This is a genomic window from Paenibacillus sp. FSL R5-0473 (assembly GCF_038004565.1).
Lineage (GTDB): Bacteria > Bacillota > Bacilli > Paenibacillales > Paenibacillaceae > Paenibacillus > Paenibacillus amylolyticus.
Genome location: NZ_JBBORL010000001.1, coordinates 1,971,163 through 1,986,365, shown reverse-complemented (window position 1 = coordinate 1,986,365; position 15,203 = coordinate 1,971,163). Strand labels below are relative to the sequence as shown.

Annotated in this window: 11 protein-coding genes; 3 read left to right on the top strand and 8 right to left on the bottom strand. The window is 44.6% G+C overall.

Going from position 1 to position 15,203, the window contains the following annotated elements; genetic code table 11:
- Positions 1 to 76 precede the first annotated feature (76 nt).
- Positions 77 to 1,519, bottom strand: coding sequence for a glycogen synthase GlgA (glgA, locus tag MKY28_RS08710; protein WP_340386554.1), 1,443 nt, complete (start codon positions 1,517 to 1,519; stop codon positions 77 to 79).
- Positions 1,516 to 3,522, bottom strand: a complete 2,007-nt coding sequence (gene glgB, locus MKY28_RS08705) for a 1,4-alpha-glucan branching protein GlgB (protein WP_076328539.1) — start codon at positions 3,520 to 3,522, stop codon at positions 1,516 to 1,518. The genes glgA and glgB overlap by 4 nt, the downstream gene beginning before the upstream one ends.
- Positions 3,523 to 3,715: 193 nt before the next feature.
- On the opposite strand from glgB, the gene MKY28_RS08700 reads away from it, so the two are divergent.
- Positions 3,716 to 4,942, top strand: coding sequence for a glucose-1-phosphate adenylyltransferase (locus MKY28_RS08700; RefSeq protein ID WP_100527400.1), 1,227 nt, complete (start codon positions 3,716 to 3,718; stop codon positions 4,940 to 4,942).
- 115 nt (positions 4,943 to 5,057) lie between these two features.
- Here MKY28_RS08700 and MKY28_RS08695 read toward each other — a convergent pair whose 3' ends face one another.
- From MKY28_RS08695 to MKY28_RS08675, 5 genes are all read right to left on the bottom strand, one after another.
- On the bottom strand, positions 5,058 to 6,566 hold the full coding sequence (locus tag MKY28_RS08695) for a sensor histidine kinase (protein ID WP_340935660.1): 1,509 nt from the start codon (positions 6,564 to 6,566) through the stop codon (positions 5,058 to 5,060).
- Positions 6,563 to 7,261, bottom strand: coding sequence for a response regulator transcription factor (locus tag MKY28_RS08690; protein WP_017688086.1), 699 nt, complete (start codon positions 7,259 to 7,261; stop codon positions 6,563 to 6,565). Before MKY28_RS08690 ends, MKY28_RS08695 begins: the two co-directional genes overlap by 4 nt.
- Positions 7,254 to 8,591, bottom strand: coding sequence for a hypothetical protein (locus MKY28_RS08685; protein ID WP_340935657.1), 1,338 nt, complete (start codon positions 8,589 to 8,591; stop codon positions 7,254 to 7,256). Before MKY28_RS08685 ends, MKY28_RS08690 begins: the two co-directional genes overlap by 8 nt.
- A 4-nt stretch (positions 8,592 to 8,595) precedes the next feature.
- Entirely contained in the window at positions 8,596 to 9,321 is a 726-nt protein-coding gene (locus MKY28_RS08680) for a phosphonate ABC transporter ATP-binding protein (protein WP_036613671.1), read from the bottom strand.
- A gap of 83 nt (positions 9,322 to 9,404) precedes the next feature.
- On the bottom strand, positions 9,405 to 10,595 hold the full coding sequence (locus MKY28_RS08675; protein ID WP_340935655.1) for an MFS transporter: 1,191 nt from the start codon (positions 10,593 to 10,595) through the stop codon (positions 9,405 to 9,407).
- Between the two features lie 391 nt (positions 10,596 to 10,986).
- Between MKY28_RS08675 and MKY28_RS08670 the strand changes: the two genes are divergently transcribed.
- Together MKY28_RS08670 and MKY28_RS08665 are read left to right on the top strand one after the other, a co-directional pair.
- The gene (locus MKY28_RS08670; RefSeq protein WP_036673823.1) at positions 10,987 to 11,907 is read left to right on the top strand and encodes an ArsR/SmtB family transcription factor; all 921 of its coding nucleotides are present in this window, start codon (positions 10,987 to 10,989) and stop codon (positions 11,905 to 11,907) included.
- A gap of 49 nt (positions 11,908 to 11,956) precedes the next feature.
- Positions 11,957 to 12,712, top strand: coding sequence for an HAD family hydrolase (locus MKY28_RS08665; RefSeq protein WP_340935653.1), 756 nt, complete (start codon positions 11,957 to 11,959; stop codon positions 12,710 to 12,712).
- A 35-nt stretch (positions 12,713 to 12,747) separates the two neighbouring features.
- Here MKY28_RS08665 and MKY28_RS08660 read toward each other — a convergent pair whose 3' ends face one another.
- Positions 12,748 to 15,087: a type IA DNA topoisomerase gene (locus MKY28_RS08660; protein WP_340935652.1), complete on the bottom strand. Its 2,340-nt coding sequence runs from the start codon at positions 15,085 to 15,087 to the stop codon at positions 12,748 to 12,750.
- Positions 15,088 to 15,203 lie beyond the last annotated feature (116 nt).

The window sequence follows — 15,203 nt, the reverse complement described above, 5'->3', positions numbered from 1 at the left end:
CTGAACTTTGGAAGTGTTTTGTTTATTTGATTAAAAAAGCCACAGCATCATGTGCTGTGACTCATTCAAGACTACATCAATTTACAAGGTCAAGTGTGATCCGACGATAAATATCCATATATTCTTCAGCTGAGACATTCCAGCTGTATTCTCCGCCCATTGCATTTTTCACAATTTTCTTCCAGTGTTCTGGCTGTTTGTAGATCTCCTCAGCACGCCGAATGGTACTCATCATGTCATGAGCGTTAAAGCTTGTGAATGAGAAACCATTACCTTCTCCAGTAAACTCGTTATATGCCTGCACAGTATCGTTCAGACCGCCTGTTTCCCTTACGAGAGGCACACTACCGTACCGCAGAGCCAGTAACTGACTAATACCACACGGTTCGAATCTGGACGGCATCAGGAAGATATCACTGCCTGCATAAAACCGACGGGATAATCCGTCGTTGAACTTGATCTGTGCAGACATTTTAAGTGGATAACGATTCGCAGCTTCACGGAACCAGTGTTCATAGGACTGCTCCCCTGTTCCAAGTACAGCGAATTGAATATCATCATAATACAACAATTCATCCAGGATACGGCAGACCAAGTCAAGTCCTTTGGAATCCACAAGCCTTGTGACCATGACCATAAGAGGTGCATCAGGACGAACAGGAAGTCCAAGTTCCTTTTGCAGCTCAATTTTGTTTTCCGTTTTCTTGGACAGACTTGTTCTGTATTTCACCGGGATCTTGGTGTCTGTAGCCGGGTTGTAGCTCTTGGTATCAATGCCATTTACAATCCCGCTGAATCGATCTCCAAGTGAACTAAGCAGTCCGTCCAGACCGTATCCGTAATAAGATGTTTTCACTTCCTGTGCGTAAGTTGGACTAACGGTTGTTACATGGTCAGCGTAGACAATTCCAGCCTTCAGGAAGTTGACATTACCGTAATACTCGGCTCCATCCACGGTGAAATATCGATCGTCCAGCTCAAGGATATCACTGAATAACTGATGCGGGAATACCCCTTGATACAACAAGTTATGTATGGTGAATACCGTACGAATATCACTGTAGAATGGATCGTGTCTGTAGTGTGCTTCAAGCACCAAAGGAATCATTCCTGCATGCCAGTCATGACTGTGCAACACGTCAGGCTTGAACTCAATCTGTGGCAACACTTCGAGAACTGCACGGTTGAAGAAGGCGAAACGCTCGCCATCATCCATATAACCGTACACTCCATCACGCCCAAAATAATACTCATTATCCACAAAATAGACTGGAATTCCATCATGAACCAGCATTTCTATTCCACAATAGGGCCTGCGCCACCCAAGAGGCACATCCGTTGTAATTACGGGCTGTAACGCGTCTTTATACTCATCGGGAATCCCCTTGTACTTAGGCATAATCACCCGCACATCTGCCCCGCTCTTCTTCAAAGCAAACGGGAGAGCACCGATTACGTCAGCAAGGCCTCCTGTTTTGATAAATGGATGTACTTCAGCAGCAGCAAATAGAATATTCATGCCTTTGTCCTCCTCTTCGGTTTGAGCGTGTTGCTTTCATTGTTATTCTTCGTTTTTGAACTGACGGAAGTTATACTCGCAGGTGATTCATCCGTTTTCCGACGTGTGTTCTTTTTTAGAATCACGATACTAAGCGGAGGTAATACCAATTCGAGACTATGCGGATGCCCATGAAAAGGAATCTTTTCGGTAGGCAGTTGCATATCATTAGTAATGCCTGAACCGCCGTAAACGGAATGGTCACTGTTCAGTACTTCGGTATACATACCGGGACGCATGACACCAATCCGGTAACGCTCCCGCTTGACCGGCTGAAAGTTAATGAGCACAAGGAGTGTATCCGCAGGTTTTTTTCCTTTGCGTACGTATGAAATGACACTCTGGTCCTGATCATCCGGAGTGATCCATTCATAACCGTCTAGGGAATGATCAAGCTCCCACAAAGCTTTTTCACTCAAGTACAGGTTAGACAGCTCACGCTCAAACTTATGCAAATTGCGGTGACTGTCATAATCCAGCAAGAACCAATCCAGTTGATCCTCATCTTTCCATTCGATGAACTGGCCAAAGTCTCCACCCATAAACAAGAGCTTTTTCCCTGGGAAAGTCATAAAATAGCCCAGAAAAGCACGCATGCCGGCAAATTTCTGCTCATAGGTTCCTGGCATCTTGTCGAGGAGCGACTTTTTGCCATGAACAACCTCGTCATGTGACAGAGGTAGCACATAATTTTCAGCAAAGGAGTATACGACCGGGAAAGTCAGCAAATGATGTTTGGAAGGACGCTCATGAAAATCAGATTCCATGTAATCAAGCGTATCGTTCATCCAGCCCATGTTCCATTTGTAGTTGAAACCCAGACCACCTTCATCTACAGGTAAAGTCACCATTGGCCATGCACTGGATTCTTCAGCCATCATCAATGCATAAGGGAAATACTTGAACACCGTCTCATTCAGTTGCTGCAAAAAGGCTACAGCTTCCTTGTTCTCAAGACCACCTTCATCATTGGTACGATATTGTCCTGGCTGCTTCTCAAAATCAAGCCGTAGCATACTCGTAACCGCATCAACACGGAGTCCGTCAAAATGATACATCTCCATCCAATATAAAGCATTGGAGATCAGAAATGAACGAATCTCAGGTTTCGAATAGTCAAAGCTAAGTGTGCCCCAGCCTGGCTTCTCTGCTAACATCGGATCTGCATACTCATACAAAGGCGTACCATCAAACATACGCAACCCATGAGCGTCTTTGGCAAAATGTGCAGGTACCCAATCCAGCAATACGCCAATCCCTGCCTGATGTAGTGTATCCACTAGATACATCAGATCTTTTGGATGCCCATAACGACTGGTTGGCGCATAAAACCCTGTGTTTTGGTAGCCCCACGAAAGGTCATATGGATGCTCACTGAGGGGCATCATTTCAACATGTGTATATTTCATTTCTAATAAGTAAGGAACAAGCAAATCAGCCATCTCGCGATAACTATAGAGGCTTCCGTCTTCTTTGCGCTTCCAGGTTCCCATGTGCATTTCGTAAATATGTAGAGGTTTGTTATACATGGCACGTTGTTTGCGTCTCCAGGCTCCATCATTCCATTTATACCCTTCGATTGAACTGGTGACAGAGGCTGTCTGAGGTCGAACCTCTGCTTGAAACGCATATGGGTCCGCTTTGAGCAATTCTGTTCCATCTTCCGTTAATATACGGAACTTGTATAAAGTTCCTTCGCTAATTTCCGGAAAAAAACGACTCCAAAATCCTGATTCGGGTATCTTATATAAAGGTTCCTTTTCGCCTTTCCATTCATTGCGGTCCAGAGCCAGTCCTACTTCTACGGCATTTGGTGCCCACACGGTAAAGCGATACCCCCGAAGGCCATCGCAAGTCTCAGGCTGCGCGCCCAACATTCGATAACTGTGATGAAGGTTACCTTCATGAAATAAATAAATATGCTCCGGCAATATGTCCGGGTGTGCTAACGGTTGAATGGCCAAGAGATCACCTTCTTCTCAAGAAAATAGATATAACAGTAACCATTACCCCAGTCTAGCCAAGTTGAAAAGAAAAATGCGGTGGTTTAGAAAATGTTGTCTTTTTTCTGAATTTTTACAGTAACAATCGTTTCATCTGCTCTACTTTGCGTTAATGATGTACTACAATGCACAATATTTTGGGAGGGAAACGATTATGTTTAATAAAGATTGCATCGCTATGCTGTTGGCGGGAGGAGAAGGGAAGCGATTAGCCCCTTTAACCTCGAGTATCGCAAAACCCGCTGTACCGTTTGGCGGGCACTACCGGATCATCGATTTTCCTCTCAGTAACTGCGTAAACTCAGGGATCGATACTGTAGGAGTATTGACGCAGTACCAAGCGGAATCTTTACACGATCACATCGGTGGAGGAGAACCATGGGGACATGGCAACTCAAGTGAGGCAGGAATCTCCTTGCTTCCATCTTATCATACAGGAAATGACGAATACTTGGGAACGGCGGATGCTATTTATAAAAATATCGACTATATTGATCAACAAAACCCCGAAAATGTTCTAATTTTGTCGGGTGACCATATTTATCATATGAATTATCGCGATATGTTGGAGGCTCATCAAGCCAATAATGCCGCAGCAACGATTTCAGTTATGGAAGTTCCATGGGATGAAGCACATCGCTTTGGGATCATGGCTGCCGATGCTGATTTGCGTGTAACCGAGTTTGCCGAGAAACCGGCTGAACCAAAAAGTAATCTGGCTTCAATGGGCATTTACATGTTCAAATGGGATTATCTGAAACGCCATCTCTTGCAAGATGCCGCTAACCCTGAATCCAGTCATGACTTCGGTAAAGATGTGATTCCTCAAATGTTGAACGAAAATAATCCCCTCTTTGTCTATAACTTTAATGGTTATTGGAAAGACGTAGGTACGGTTAAGAGCCTTTGGGATGCACATATGGATCTGTTACACAACGAGGAAGACTGGAGTCTGCAAAAAGAAAACTGGCCGATGTTTACTCGCGACTGGCGCTCCAAACCAAGTGCTTACAAAGCAAGACATACAAAGATCGAACATGTTACTTCCATGATTCACGATTCTTGTGCAATCGAAGGTCGTTCGGAACGTTCCGTTATCTTCTGCGGTGCAGAAGTGGGTAAAGGCTCTGAAGTTAAAGACAGTGTTGTTATGCCTAACGCACGCATAGGCCGTGGGGTTCACATCGAACGTGCCATCATCGGTGAAGGTGCAATAATCAAGGACGGTGCAATCGTTAAAGGTACAGCAGATGAAATTGTGGTCGTTGGACCTAACGAGATCGTCTCTGCCAAACCGGCTGTCCGTACGCAACCTGTTCGTATGTTGAAAGAAGTATATGAGAAAAGTGGACGCCTGCGCACTGGCGAACTTTCTTCATAAGAATATGCAAAAAAGGTGAGCCTTGGATGGCTCACCTTTTTTTTGTGTTGATATGGAAGTTATAAAGCGTACATGCTCGATCATCAGGTAGAAAAATCGCTTATCTTTTAAAACCTTAAGACTTTTCTAGATCTGACTTTGTATCGCTAGCATCACTAGCTGTTCGCTCATCTGTGACTTCAGCATCACCAGACGCGGTTACAGATTCTTCTGGACCCATCTCCTCAGACACAGCCGGTAATGTAACCGTAACGGTTGTCCCCGATCCGAGTTCACTTTGCATCGTGATCGTTCCCTCATGCAGTTCTACCAGTTCTTGCGTAATCGCAAGACCCAGCCCCGTTCCCCCATTTTGATGATTCACCTGGAAGAAACGGTCCCGTACTTTAATTAAATGTTCTTCACTAATTCCGATACCGGTGTCCTGAACAGCTGCAATGATCTGACCATTCTCCTCTTTGACCGACAAGAAGATCCAGGAATTCTCATGTGAAAATTTGATCGCATTATCCACAACATTCAGGAAGACTTGTTTCAGTCTGTTACCGTCTCCATGGACATTATAAGCACGAGTCTCGTCCGTTTCCAACTTGAGATGGACCTGTTTTTGTTCCGCTTTGGCCCAGACATTCAACATCGTTTCCTGTACAATTTCACGAATGTTGACCGTTCCTTTGACCAGCTTCATCTGATTCTGCTGCAATTTGGAGAAATCCAGCATCTCTTCAACAAGTCCAATCAGTCGTTCGGTTTCCTTGGAGATAATACCCATACCGATACGGGTTTCTTCCGGATCATAACCGCCTGAATCGAGTGTCTCACTCCAGCCCTTAATACTGGTCAGAGGTGTTCTTAATTCATGTGAGATCGAAGAGATAAAATCATCCTTGATCTGATTACTCCGCACAATCTCATGTGCCATGAAGTTAAGTGTTGATGCCAATTCGCCCAGTTCGTGCTTATAATTCCCCTTAACCCTGACATCCAGCCGTCCTCTGGCCATTTGGGCAGATACTGCGGTGATGTTGTTAATTGGACGTACAATGGAATTTGCCATACCAATACTGATGATCAATACAAGAGAAAGCACAGCAACACCTACAGCAGCTGCAAGCAATCCCATCACTAGTAATTTTGAATTAACTAGGTCAAGAGATGTCAAGTACCTGACAACGTAAGTATTCTCGCCTCCAAGGTCAAGTTTATGAGATACTGCCATCACTTGTTCTCCTGTAATTGGCTGTCTCCCGACCCAACGCCCCACATTCCCGTTCATCGCCTGAGAGATGTCACTGGTCTGAAGAACAGCATGTTCTGACTCAAATGCCGTAGAACTGGCCAATACTCTTCCGTTCAAATCGAGAATTTGTAATTCAGTATTATCAAGTTGAAGATTCACAAGCAGATACGATAGATTATTACCATCTTCTGCACCATTCACTAGAGACAAAGGTTCTTTAAAATCATTTGTCATCGTAATCCGCTGGTTTATAGTATTATAGATACTCTCATAATAGTATCTTTGCACTGCAAGCATAAATATGAATTCAACTAACAACAGAGCAAGAAAAACTACGATGAAGTAATGTAATACGATCTGTCGCGTAATGCCTTTTTTAATCATTGCTCCCGGCCCTTCCATTTGTAGCCGTGACCCCATACAGTCTGGAGGTATTCGGGCTCGGAAGGATTGTTCTCAATTTTCTGACGCAGACGACGAATGTTGACATCCACAATTTTGGGATCACCCATGTACTCTTTGCCCCATACATGATCTAACAACACATCGCGGCTGAGCGGTGTATTTTCTTTTTCCAGAAAAAACTGAATTAAGGAAAACTCCGTTGGAGTCAATTCAATGGCTTCATTCTGTTTCTTGAATTGCTTCGAGATCAAGTCCAGTGAAAATGGTCCAGACTGGAACGTAACCTTCGCCGCAGTTTCCCGGTGCACGTTCACACGGCGTAATAAGGACTGAATACGCGCAATCAACTCTGTTGGGCTGAAAGGCTTGCTTACATGATCATCTGCACCAACAGAGAGTGCGTATACTTTATCTTGTTCCTGAACTTTGGCGGTTAAGAAAATGATACCCAGACGTTCATTGGTCTCACGGATCCTGCGACACACCTCGAAACCATCTATACCAGGTACCATAACATCCAGTAGAGCCAGATCAATGTCAGGTACTGTTTGCAGTATACGAAGCGCTTCATGCCCGTCTCCAGCTTCAAGTACTTCGAATCCGTTTCTCTTCAAATTGATTACAATAAAACTGCGGATGGATTCCTCATCCTCAAGAATAAGTACTTTACTCATTAAGTTCTTCCTTTCTATTTGTCTGCGATAAATTTTCTAAGAGTCCAGGGTTCGCATCAAGTTGAGAACCACGTGAAGCAATAATATGTTCATTGTTCCGTGTGATTTCTTTCCAACTCTTTCCCTTCTCCTGTTCCCACTGCGAAAGTGTGAAGTATTTAATTTCACCAACAGTTTCATCAGTGTCAATCATTTTAAAGCGAATATACTTGTTTTTTTCTGATTTAGTATCAATAGTTATTTTCCCATACCAATCTGATTTGAGATTTAAATGGAATGAATTTGCATCGTCCCGATACTGAAAAGAGACAAATTTCTTCCCATCTTTTCCATCCCACTGGTAAAAAGTATAGAACCACATTCGCTCATCAAAAACATAATGCTCCCAACCCTTTGGTGTTTCTTTTAATCCAAACTCAATAATATCATCATTATTGACATCACTACTTAAAATTTTGTCATCTCTATAAGTTTGATCGGGTGATTTGAAAGCATTTATCAATTTATCGTCTTTTACATATATGATCTGGGAAAAAGTACTTCGATCATCTAACTCAGCATCCAAAACAATACCCATTTTGTTCTCAGCAATCTGTCCGCCGAGTGCGCTATATATTTCTTTCACAGTATAGTCAGTCTGCATCCGATCTACTTCTTTAAAACTCCCCTCATCAAATTGATATAAGGCAGTTGTGGCAAAACCACTCGTATTTAATGTCACTATCACAAAATCACTTTCGTTGTCCCCATTTAAATCCAACGCGTTTCCTTGAATATCGTCAATAATAAATTGATTGTAGGGCACACCACCCATTACCTGTTCAAGGGCACCTCCTTTGTAGGAGTATGCCATTAAGGCTTTCTGGGCTTCAACACTTACCCCCAGAACAATGTCTGGATTTCCGTCATCTGTAATATCCAATAATTTAAATGATTGCAAGCTATTCCCCGGAACGTCAAATGTAAGTTTTTTCACCCATGTATCACCCTGTTCCTCTAAGAGCATTCCATGAATCCGCACATTCTCATTAGGGGTTTCGTAGAAAACAATAGCCTCACGAGTACCATCACCATTCAGATCAGCAACACGAATCATGCTTGTATTATTCAGATCTTTGGGCCGAATTAACTTACTCTCCGATGGTTGTTCCTTCTGTACAATCGTATATAATTTCTCCTTGTCCATGGACATCATAGGTTGCTTCATCAGAAGCTTTGGATCACTTATGACTGTGCATCCGCTTAGAACAGAACCAAGCATAATCGCCATAGTTCCTGCTGCTACAAAGCGTCCCCACCGTGAATTAAACAATCTCATCACTCTTTTCAATAGTTTAAATCTGGTTTTTTTCTTGCTGTGTCAGTCTTCGTCCACGAATATCAAAAGCAATCTTGCCTTCTGCCAATCCCCAGATCCGTGTGGCATGTTTCTCAGCAAGCTCAATAGGCAGTACTGCAATGACTGTTGCACGTTCTTCTTCACATAATTTGCGCAGCGTTTCCAGCACCGAATCTGCTGTGTGAGGGTCAAGACCAATGACTGGTTCATCCGCCAAAACGACTTTGGCACCGTGAGCAAGTGCTCTTGCAATAGCAACACGCTGCTTCTCGCCACCACTGAGCTTCTCTGCTATTTGATGTGCTTTATCAAGTAATCCCAATCCTTCGAGATAATCCATAGCACCCATATAATCATCGGAACGTACCATACCGGTTACCATTCTCCATACGGGAGTCTGACCCGATCGTCCGATTAACACATTTTTAAGGGCCGTACGTCTAGGAAATAATTCTGGATTTTGTTCCAAGTATGCCCATTCCCGTTTGATTTTCCGTTTTCCAGACCAGCCTTCTTTCAAAATCTCGGCGCCATCCACCGTAAACCGGCCGGAATCCCATTTTTCCATCATGGCCAAACATTTAAGCAACATGCTTTTACCGCTACCGCTTGAGCCAACTACAGCTATCATTTCACCCTGTTGCATATCAAATCGAATATCCCGTAGAACGGGAACGCGGTCCACGCCAACGGATTTACTCAAGTTCTCTACTCTGATCATCGCGATGTCTCCTCTTGTCCATGTTTTTCCCTACCACTAGTGTACTCGGAAATGGACATCAATTTCCATGCGAACACCAGCTTCTATTTTAACACAGATTCGAACTCAGGTTTACGACGAAATAATATACCTGCCAAGCCGAAAAGAAGGTACATGATTCCCAGCAACGTGAACATACTTCCAGGTGAAATCCAGTTGATCATCTGACCACCTAGATTCGGTCCAATAATGCTTCCTATCGTGAAATGAAAGGATGCCACAACGTTGGCTGCAGGCAGCAACACCTTAGGCAAAATGTCTGCGGCATAGGCCAGGCCCAGTGAGAAAAAGGAGCCGACCAGACCACCTGCGATTGTTAACAATACAAGCGTCCACCAAAAATGTGTACCTGCGACTGGAACCAGCATGAAGATGATTCCTCCACTGATGCCCGCAAACATCAATATCTTCTTACGCCCATATCGGTCACTCATCATCCCGAGTGGCAATTGAAGGAACAAACCTCCAATCCCGATAAAAGGAAGCAACGACGAAATCTGACTGGTATCGAATCCAATACGCAGCCCATACACGGGGAAGTTACTATTCATACCTGCTTCCATATATCCGTATAAGAGTGCTGGTAAAAGTGCATACCAAGCCCATGCCAGACTACGACGGAATCGACGTTCCGGCAGTTGGCCATGCTCTGCTTTTTCTGGCTTCGTATCCGGAAGCTTCATTAATACCAGTATAAGCACTGCTGCTATACAGATGAACAAGACCCAGAAAGGGACAGCATCACCGAAGCCAAGCAGCTTAATTCCCAGCGGTCCAATACTGAATCCCAGCCCGTAGGACATGCCATATAGTGATATGTAGCGCCCACGCTTTTCAGGTGCAGTAACGAGCAACACCCAGAGCTGAGCCGCATAATGAAGTGCACTGTCTCCTATTCCAACCACCAGACGCAAAATGAACCATATTTTAATATCTGGTAAGTACGGAAACAATATTAAAGGGACCATGACTAATATCAGGCCACCTACAATCAACTTTTTGAAACCGAATGCACCCAGTAGTCTCTCCGCAACGAGAGTCATGGCAAAAGAACCAATGTACAACGCGGCGGCGTTTAATCCGTTTAAACCTGGTGAAACCCCTTTTTGCTCCAAAAAAATCGAAAGCACAGGTAGCAAAAGCCCCTGACTTATTCCCGCCACCACAATAACCGTAATCAAAATGAGATAGTTGGCTGTCGAGTGTGATAGTTTGGGACGAGTAATCGATGACACGAATTCATTCCTCCTGCGAGCACACAAAGAAAAATCGCCATCGCTGACGACTTTTGTATGGTATACATATGGTTTTAAACTGCTATTCAAAGATCAGGGCTTTGCCCCGGACTTGAACATTATAGTGGACAACGCCCTGCAAAACAAGCCATAATAGAGGTTGTTCAAAAAGTTCACTTTTGATTACGAATCATGCCTAGTGGCATCATCAGCTTCGAAGATGAATTTCAGCCGAAATGTCCGTTGCTCACGTAGTTTTCCTACGCTCCGCTACTCCATTTCTATCTTCATTCCATCTTCTTGGTACTGAAAACCAGACTTTTTGAACACGCACTAATCGTACTTAAGTCGCTGCGTACATTTAGATGTGACGGGAGGATTCTGCAACAATATGGCTTATCATGTGAAAATTGATGTTTCACCGATATATGAAATGCTCAACAGCTTTCTGGTTTATGTCACGAAAAAATGGATTCAGCATCTGGATATTGGTCCTGAATGGATTCTGGAAGTGGAAGGCAAACTAAGTTCCAATGTACGAGCTGCGCTCGCACCTGCTGCCACTTGGCCTTTTGATGATTTTGATGTTTTGTTTGCATGGGCAGCCTATCAAAATGATACATCGGAGAATCGTGATTTCCTGGACATGCTTGCCGCAATGACAGCGGAAGACCTGTTTGCACGTGTGTCTCCTCTTCTACCCGCTCTTACAATAGAAGAATCTACGCGCATTCGGAACAGTTATGTCCCATTATTGCGACTATGGGATGAACACTACTGTCAGAATATGAGCGAAGATCAGCGTGTGTGGCTGGAAGAAGATGCAGAAGAAAAACGCATTTTGCTTGATAAAATGGGACCTGAACTGCTTATTGAATATGCTACAGCCGGTGTTCTTGTTGAACCGATGCCTGGATTGAACGAAGTCATCCTTTTCCCAACGGTGCACAATCGTCCTATTAATATGTACTGCTTCTATGAGGGGATGATGATCATGCAGTATCCCGTAGATGCACCTGAAGAGAACGAAGACCAGCCACCAACATGCCTTTTACGTTTTACCCATGCGCTGGCTGATCCCGAAAGACTTCGCTTGCTTCGTTACGTATCGGATGAACCCAAATCCCTCGCTGAGATGTGTGAAGAATTGGGTAAAGACGAAGACACGGTCAAAGACCAGGTTATGGCGCTACGCATCGCAGGTCTGCTACGGACCCATCTGCTCGGAAGTAACCGTAAAGAGAAATACAGCATTCGGCCGGATGGCGTATCTGAATTGAATATGTTCCTGGAATCCTATATTCGTATATAATTTAGTTGAACCATTGTGGATTTACTGGCTACAAGGAGTGAGTTAGATAATGAAACAACATATTTTGTTTGACCTTGATGATACACTCGTATATTGCAACAAATACTTCAACCTGATTTTGGGAGAATTCTTTGAGAATATGCAAGAGTGGTTTGATGGACATTCTCTGACAACACAAGAGATTCGGGAAAAACAGCTGGAGATCGATGTAACCGGAGTGAACAAGCTTGGTTTTGCGAGTCATCATTTCCCGCAATCCCTGATTGATACCTATCGTTATTTCTCCGGCAAGTTCGCCAGATTAACCTCTCCCAGAGAAGAGTCTTATCTGAGTAAATTGGGTATGAGTGTGTACGATCAGGAGGTTGAACCCTACCCTCATATGGTTGAAACGCTTGAGAACCTCAAAGGTGCTGGACATTCCCTCTACTTATATACGGGCGGTGAAACCGTGATCCAACAGCGCAAGATTGATCAGATGAAACTCTCGGCTTATTTTGATGATCGGATCTATATCCGACAACACAAAAACGTCGAGGCACTGGAAGGCATTCTGTCTAATGGTCCGTTTGATCGTCGTGCAACATGGATGATTGGCAACTCACTACGCACAGATATTATGCCTGCGGTAAAAGCCGGAATTCACAGCATTTATATCAAACAACCGAATGAATGGCAATACAACATCGTAGAACTTCAGCCTAATCCGGAAACATCGATGTATACCATCACTGCACTGGAAGAAGTCCCTAAAGTCATACACGAAAATATACAACAGCAGCAACAGAAAAGGACCCTTGGATAAGGGTCCTTTTGCTGTATGTTAACTGTTAACTAAGATCAAGCATCCTGCTTCTCGCCAGATAATTTGCCTGTTACTACGTCCTGCAAAATAATACGCGCTTTCACCATACTCCCGTCTTTTCGTTTGAAAGACAGCACTTGTGTACTGCCCTTCTCAATCAGCGATTTTAACATCGTACTGGTGATTTTTTTGCCCGCATACTCTTTCCAGACCACAAACGAACAGCCTTCCTTGAAACGTGAGCATCCATAACCCTTCTTGCCCTCTATAATCTGACCCGAGCAGCCGGGAGAAGGGCAAGGTGCCAGTAACTCTCTCACTCCAGATGAGCTCGCACTTGAGGACGGCGCCTTAGTGGTCGTGCTTTTCCCACTGCCAACTCTCGATGAAGATGCCGTAGCCTGACGAGACGTTTTTACAGTTGAACCGCCACTAGCCATCTTGGCAGATGTCCTTGTATTCCCGGCCTGCGTTCTGGCTCCCTTGCCTTTTCCCCTACCTCCACGCGAATCTTCCCCAAAAGCATCTGCTGGTGCCGGGGCTTGTACACGCACTTTCTCAATGATGGACAAGGTGAATTTCTTAACGTTCTCCATGAACTTGTCCTGACCCGCCTCACCTTTGGAAATCTGATATAACCTTCTTTCCCATTGCCCGGTCATCTCAGGTGAAGTTAACAGATCTACACCCGCGCGACGAATCAACTCAATAGCCGTTCTGCCTTTGAGCGTTAACTGCATTTTCTTCCCTTGCAGCGTAATGTAGCCTACGTTTTTGAGACGCTCAATTGTAGCCGCACGTGTAGCCGGAGTACCCAGACCACTATCTTTCATCGCATCTCGCAGCTCTTCATTCTCGATCTGCTTGCCTGCACTCTCCATCGCTTTCAGCAATGTTCCCTCGGTATAACTTTTGGGAGGCTGGGTCGCCTTCTCCTTGAACTCACTCTTCGTACATTGAACAGGCAATTCAGGTTGTACAGCAAAAGCCTTGTCCGTCCACTCTTCAGCTTCCTCTTCCTCATTGCCGTTTTTCTTGGTCTTTTTCTTGCCTGCACCGCCCTGTTCCTGATCTCCAGAACCGAGAACCACTTTCCATCCGAGGGACAACAGCTCTTTGACAGATGTCTTAAACTGATGTTTCTCCACTTCGGTGAGCACGGTATGTTGCTTATACTCCGCCGGAGGATAAAAGTGAGACAAGAAACGTCTTACAATCAAATCATAGATGTTCTGCTCATCCTTGGATAAGGTACCTGGTCGCTTCAAAGTAGGTAGGATCGCATGGTGATCCTCAACCTTGCTCGGATTACATACCCCTTTATTATTCTTATGAACAAGCTCTGGCTTGGCCCCTTGCGCAAGCTCACTATAGGTACCATTTTTAAGCAGGTTTAGTGTTTTGTGCATACCTTCAATATTCTGTTCTGTAACATAGTTGGAGTTTGTCCGCGGATACGAAATTACCTTGTGTTTTTCATACAAGGCCTGTGCGATATCCAGTGTTTTTTTGGCTCCATATCCAAACTTGGCATTGGCTTCACGCTGTAAAAGGGTCAGGTCATACAAACGATACGGATACTCCTTCGTCTGCTTTGCTTCGTATTTGGTAATCTGCCCTGTCTTGCCCTTCACACTGGCTGCAATGGCCTCTGCTGCCTCCGCATCGGTCAACTTATCTCCCTGACGCAGCCCCCGGTACTCGACACCTTCCTGCCGAAACCAGGCGGCTACTTCATAAAAGGTCTGTGACTGGAACACTTCAATCTCTATTTCACGATCGTAGATTAGCGCGAGTACCGGCGTCTGCACACGGCCTACAGACAACAATGCATTATGGCGGGTTGTAAACGCCCGTGAGGCATTCATTCCGATCAGCCAATCAGCTTCACTTCTGGCGCGAGCAGCATGGGTCAAATTTTCAAATTCAGAGGCATCCTTCAGACCATCAAAACCACGTCTAATGCTCTCTGCTGTCAAATCCGATATCCATAAACGCTTTACAGGCTGACTCAGCTTCAATTGCTGTTGTATGAGGGCGAAGATGTACTGACCTTCTCTCCCTGCATCACAAGCATTAACGATCGCTGAAGCCCGTTTTGCCAGTTCTCCAATCATTTTAAGCTGATCTTTAGTCCTCGGATTGGGTACAATCTTGAACTGATCGGGTATGATCGGCAGGTCCGCTATATTCCAGCGCTTGTACTTTGTATCATAGGCATCCGGTTCAGCCAGTCCAAGCAAATGCCCTATCGCCCAAGTGATGATGTAATGTTCACCCTCCAGATACGTGCGATTGTTCTTGGCCTTTGGTTCTATGACGGCGGCAATGGTTCGACCCATGTCGGGTTTTTCCGCTATAACCAGTGTCTTCATCCGTCCATCTCTCCTCCTTCACCGTCCGCATGACGGCAAAAAGGGGCATTCCGCCGACGGAAGCCCCTTGCTTCTGAAACTCATTATATCAGATTTTGGATTCGGGAGCACCTTCC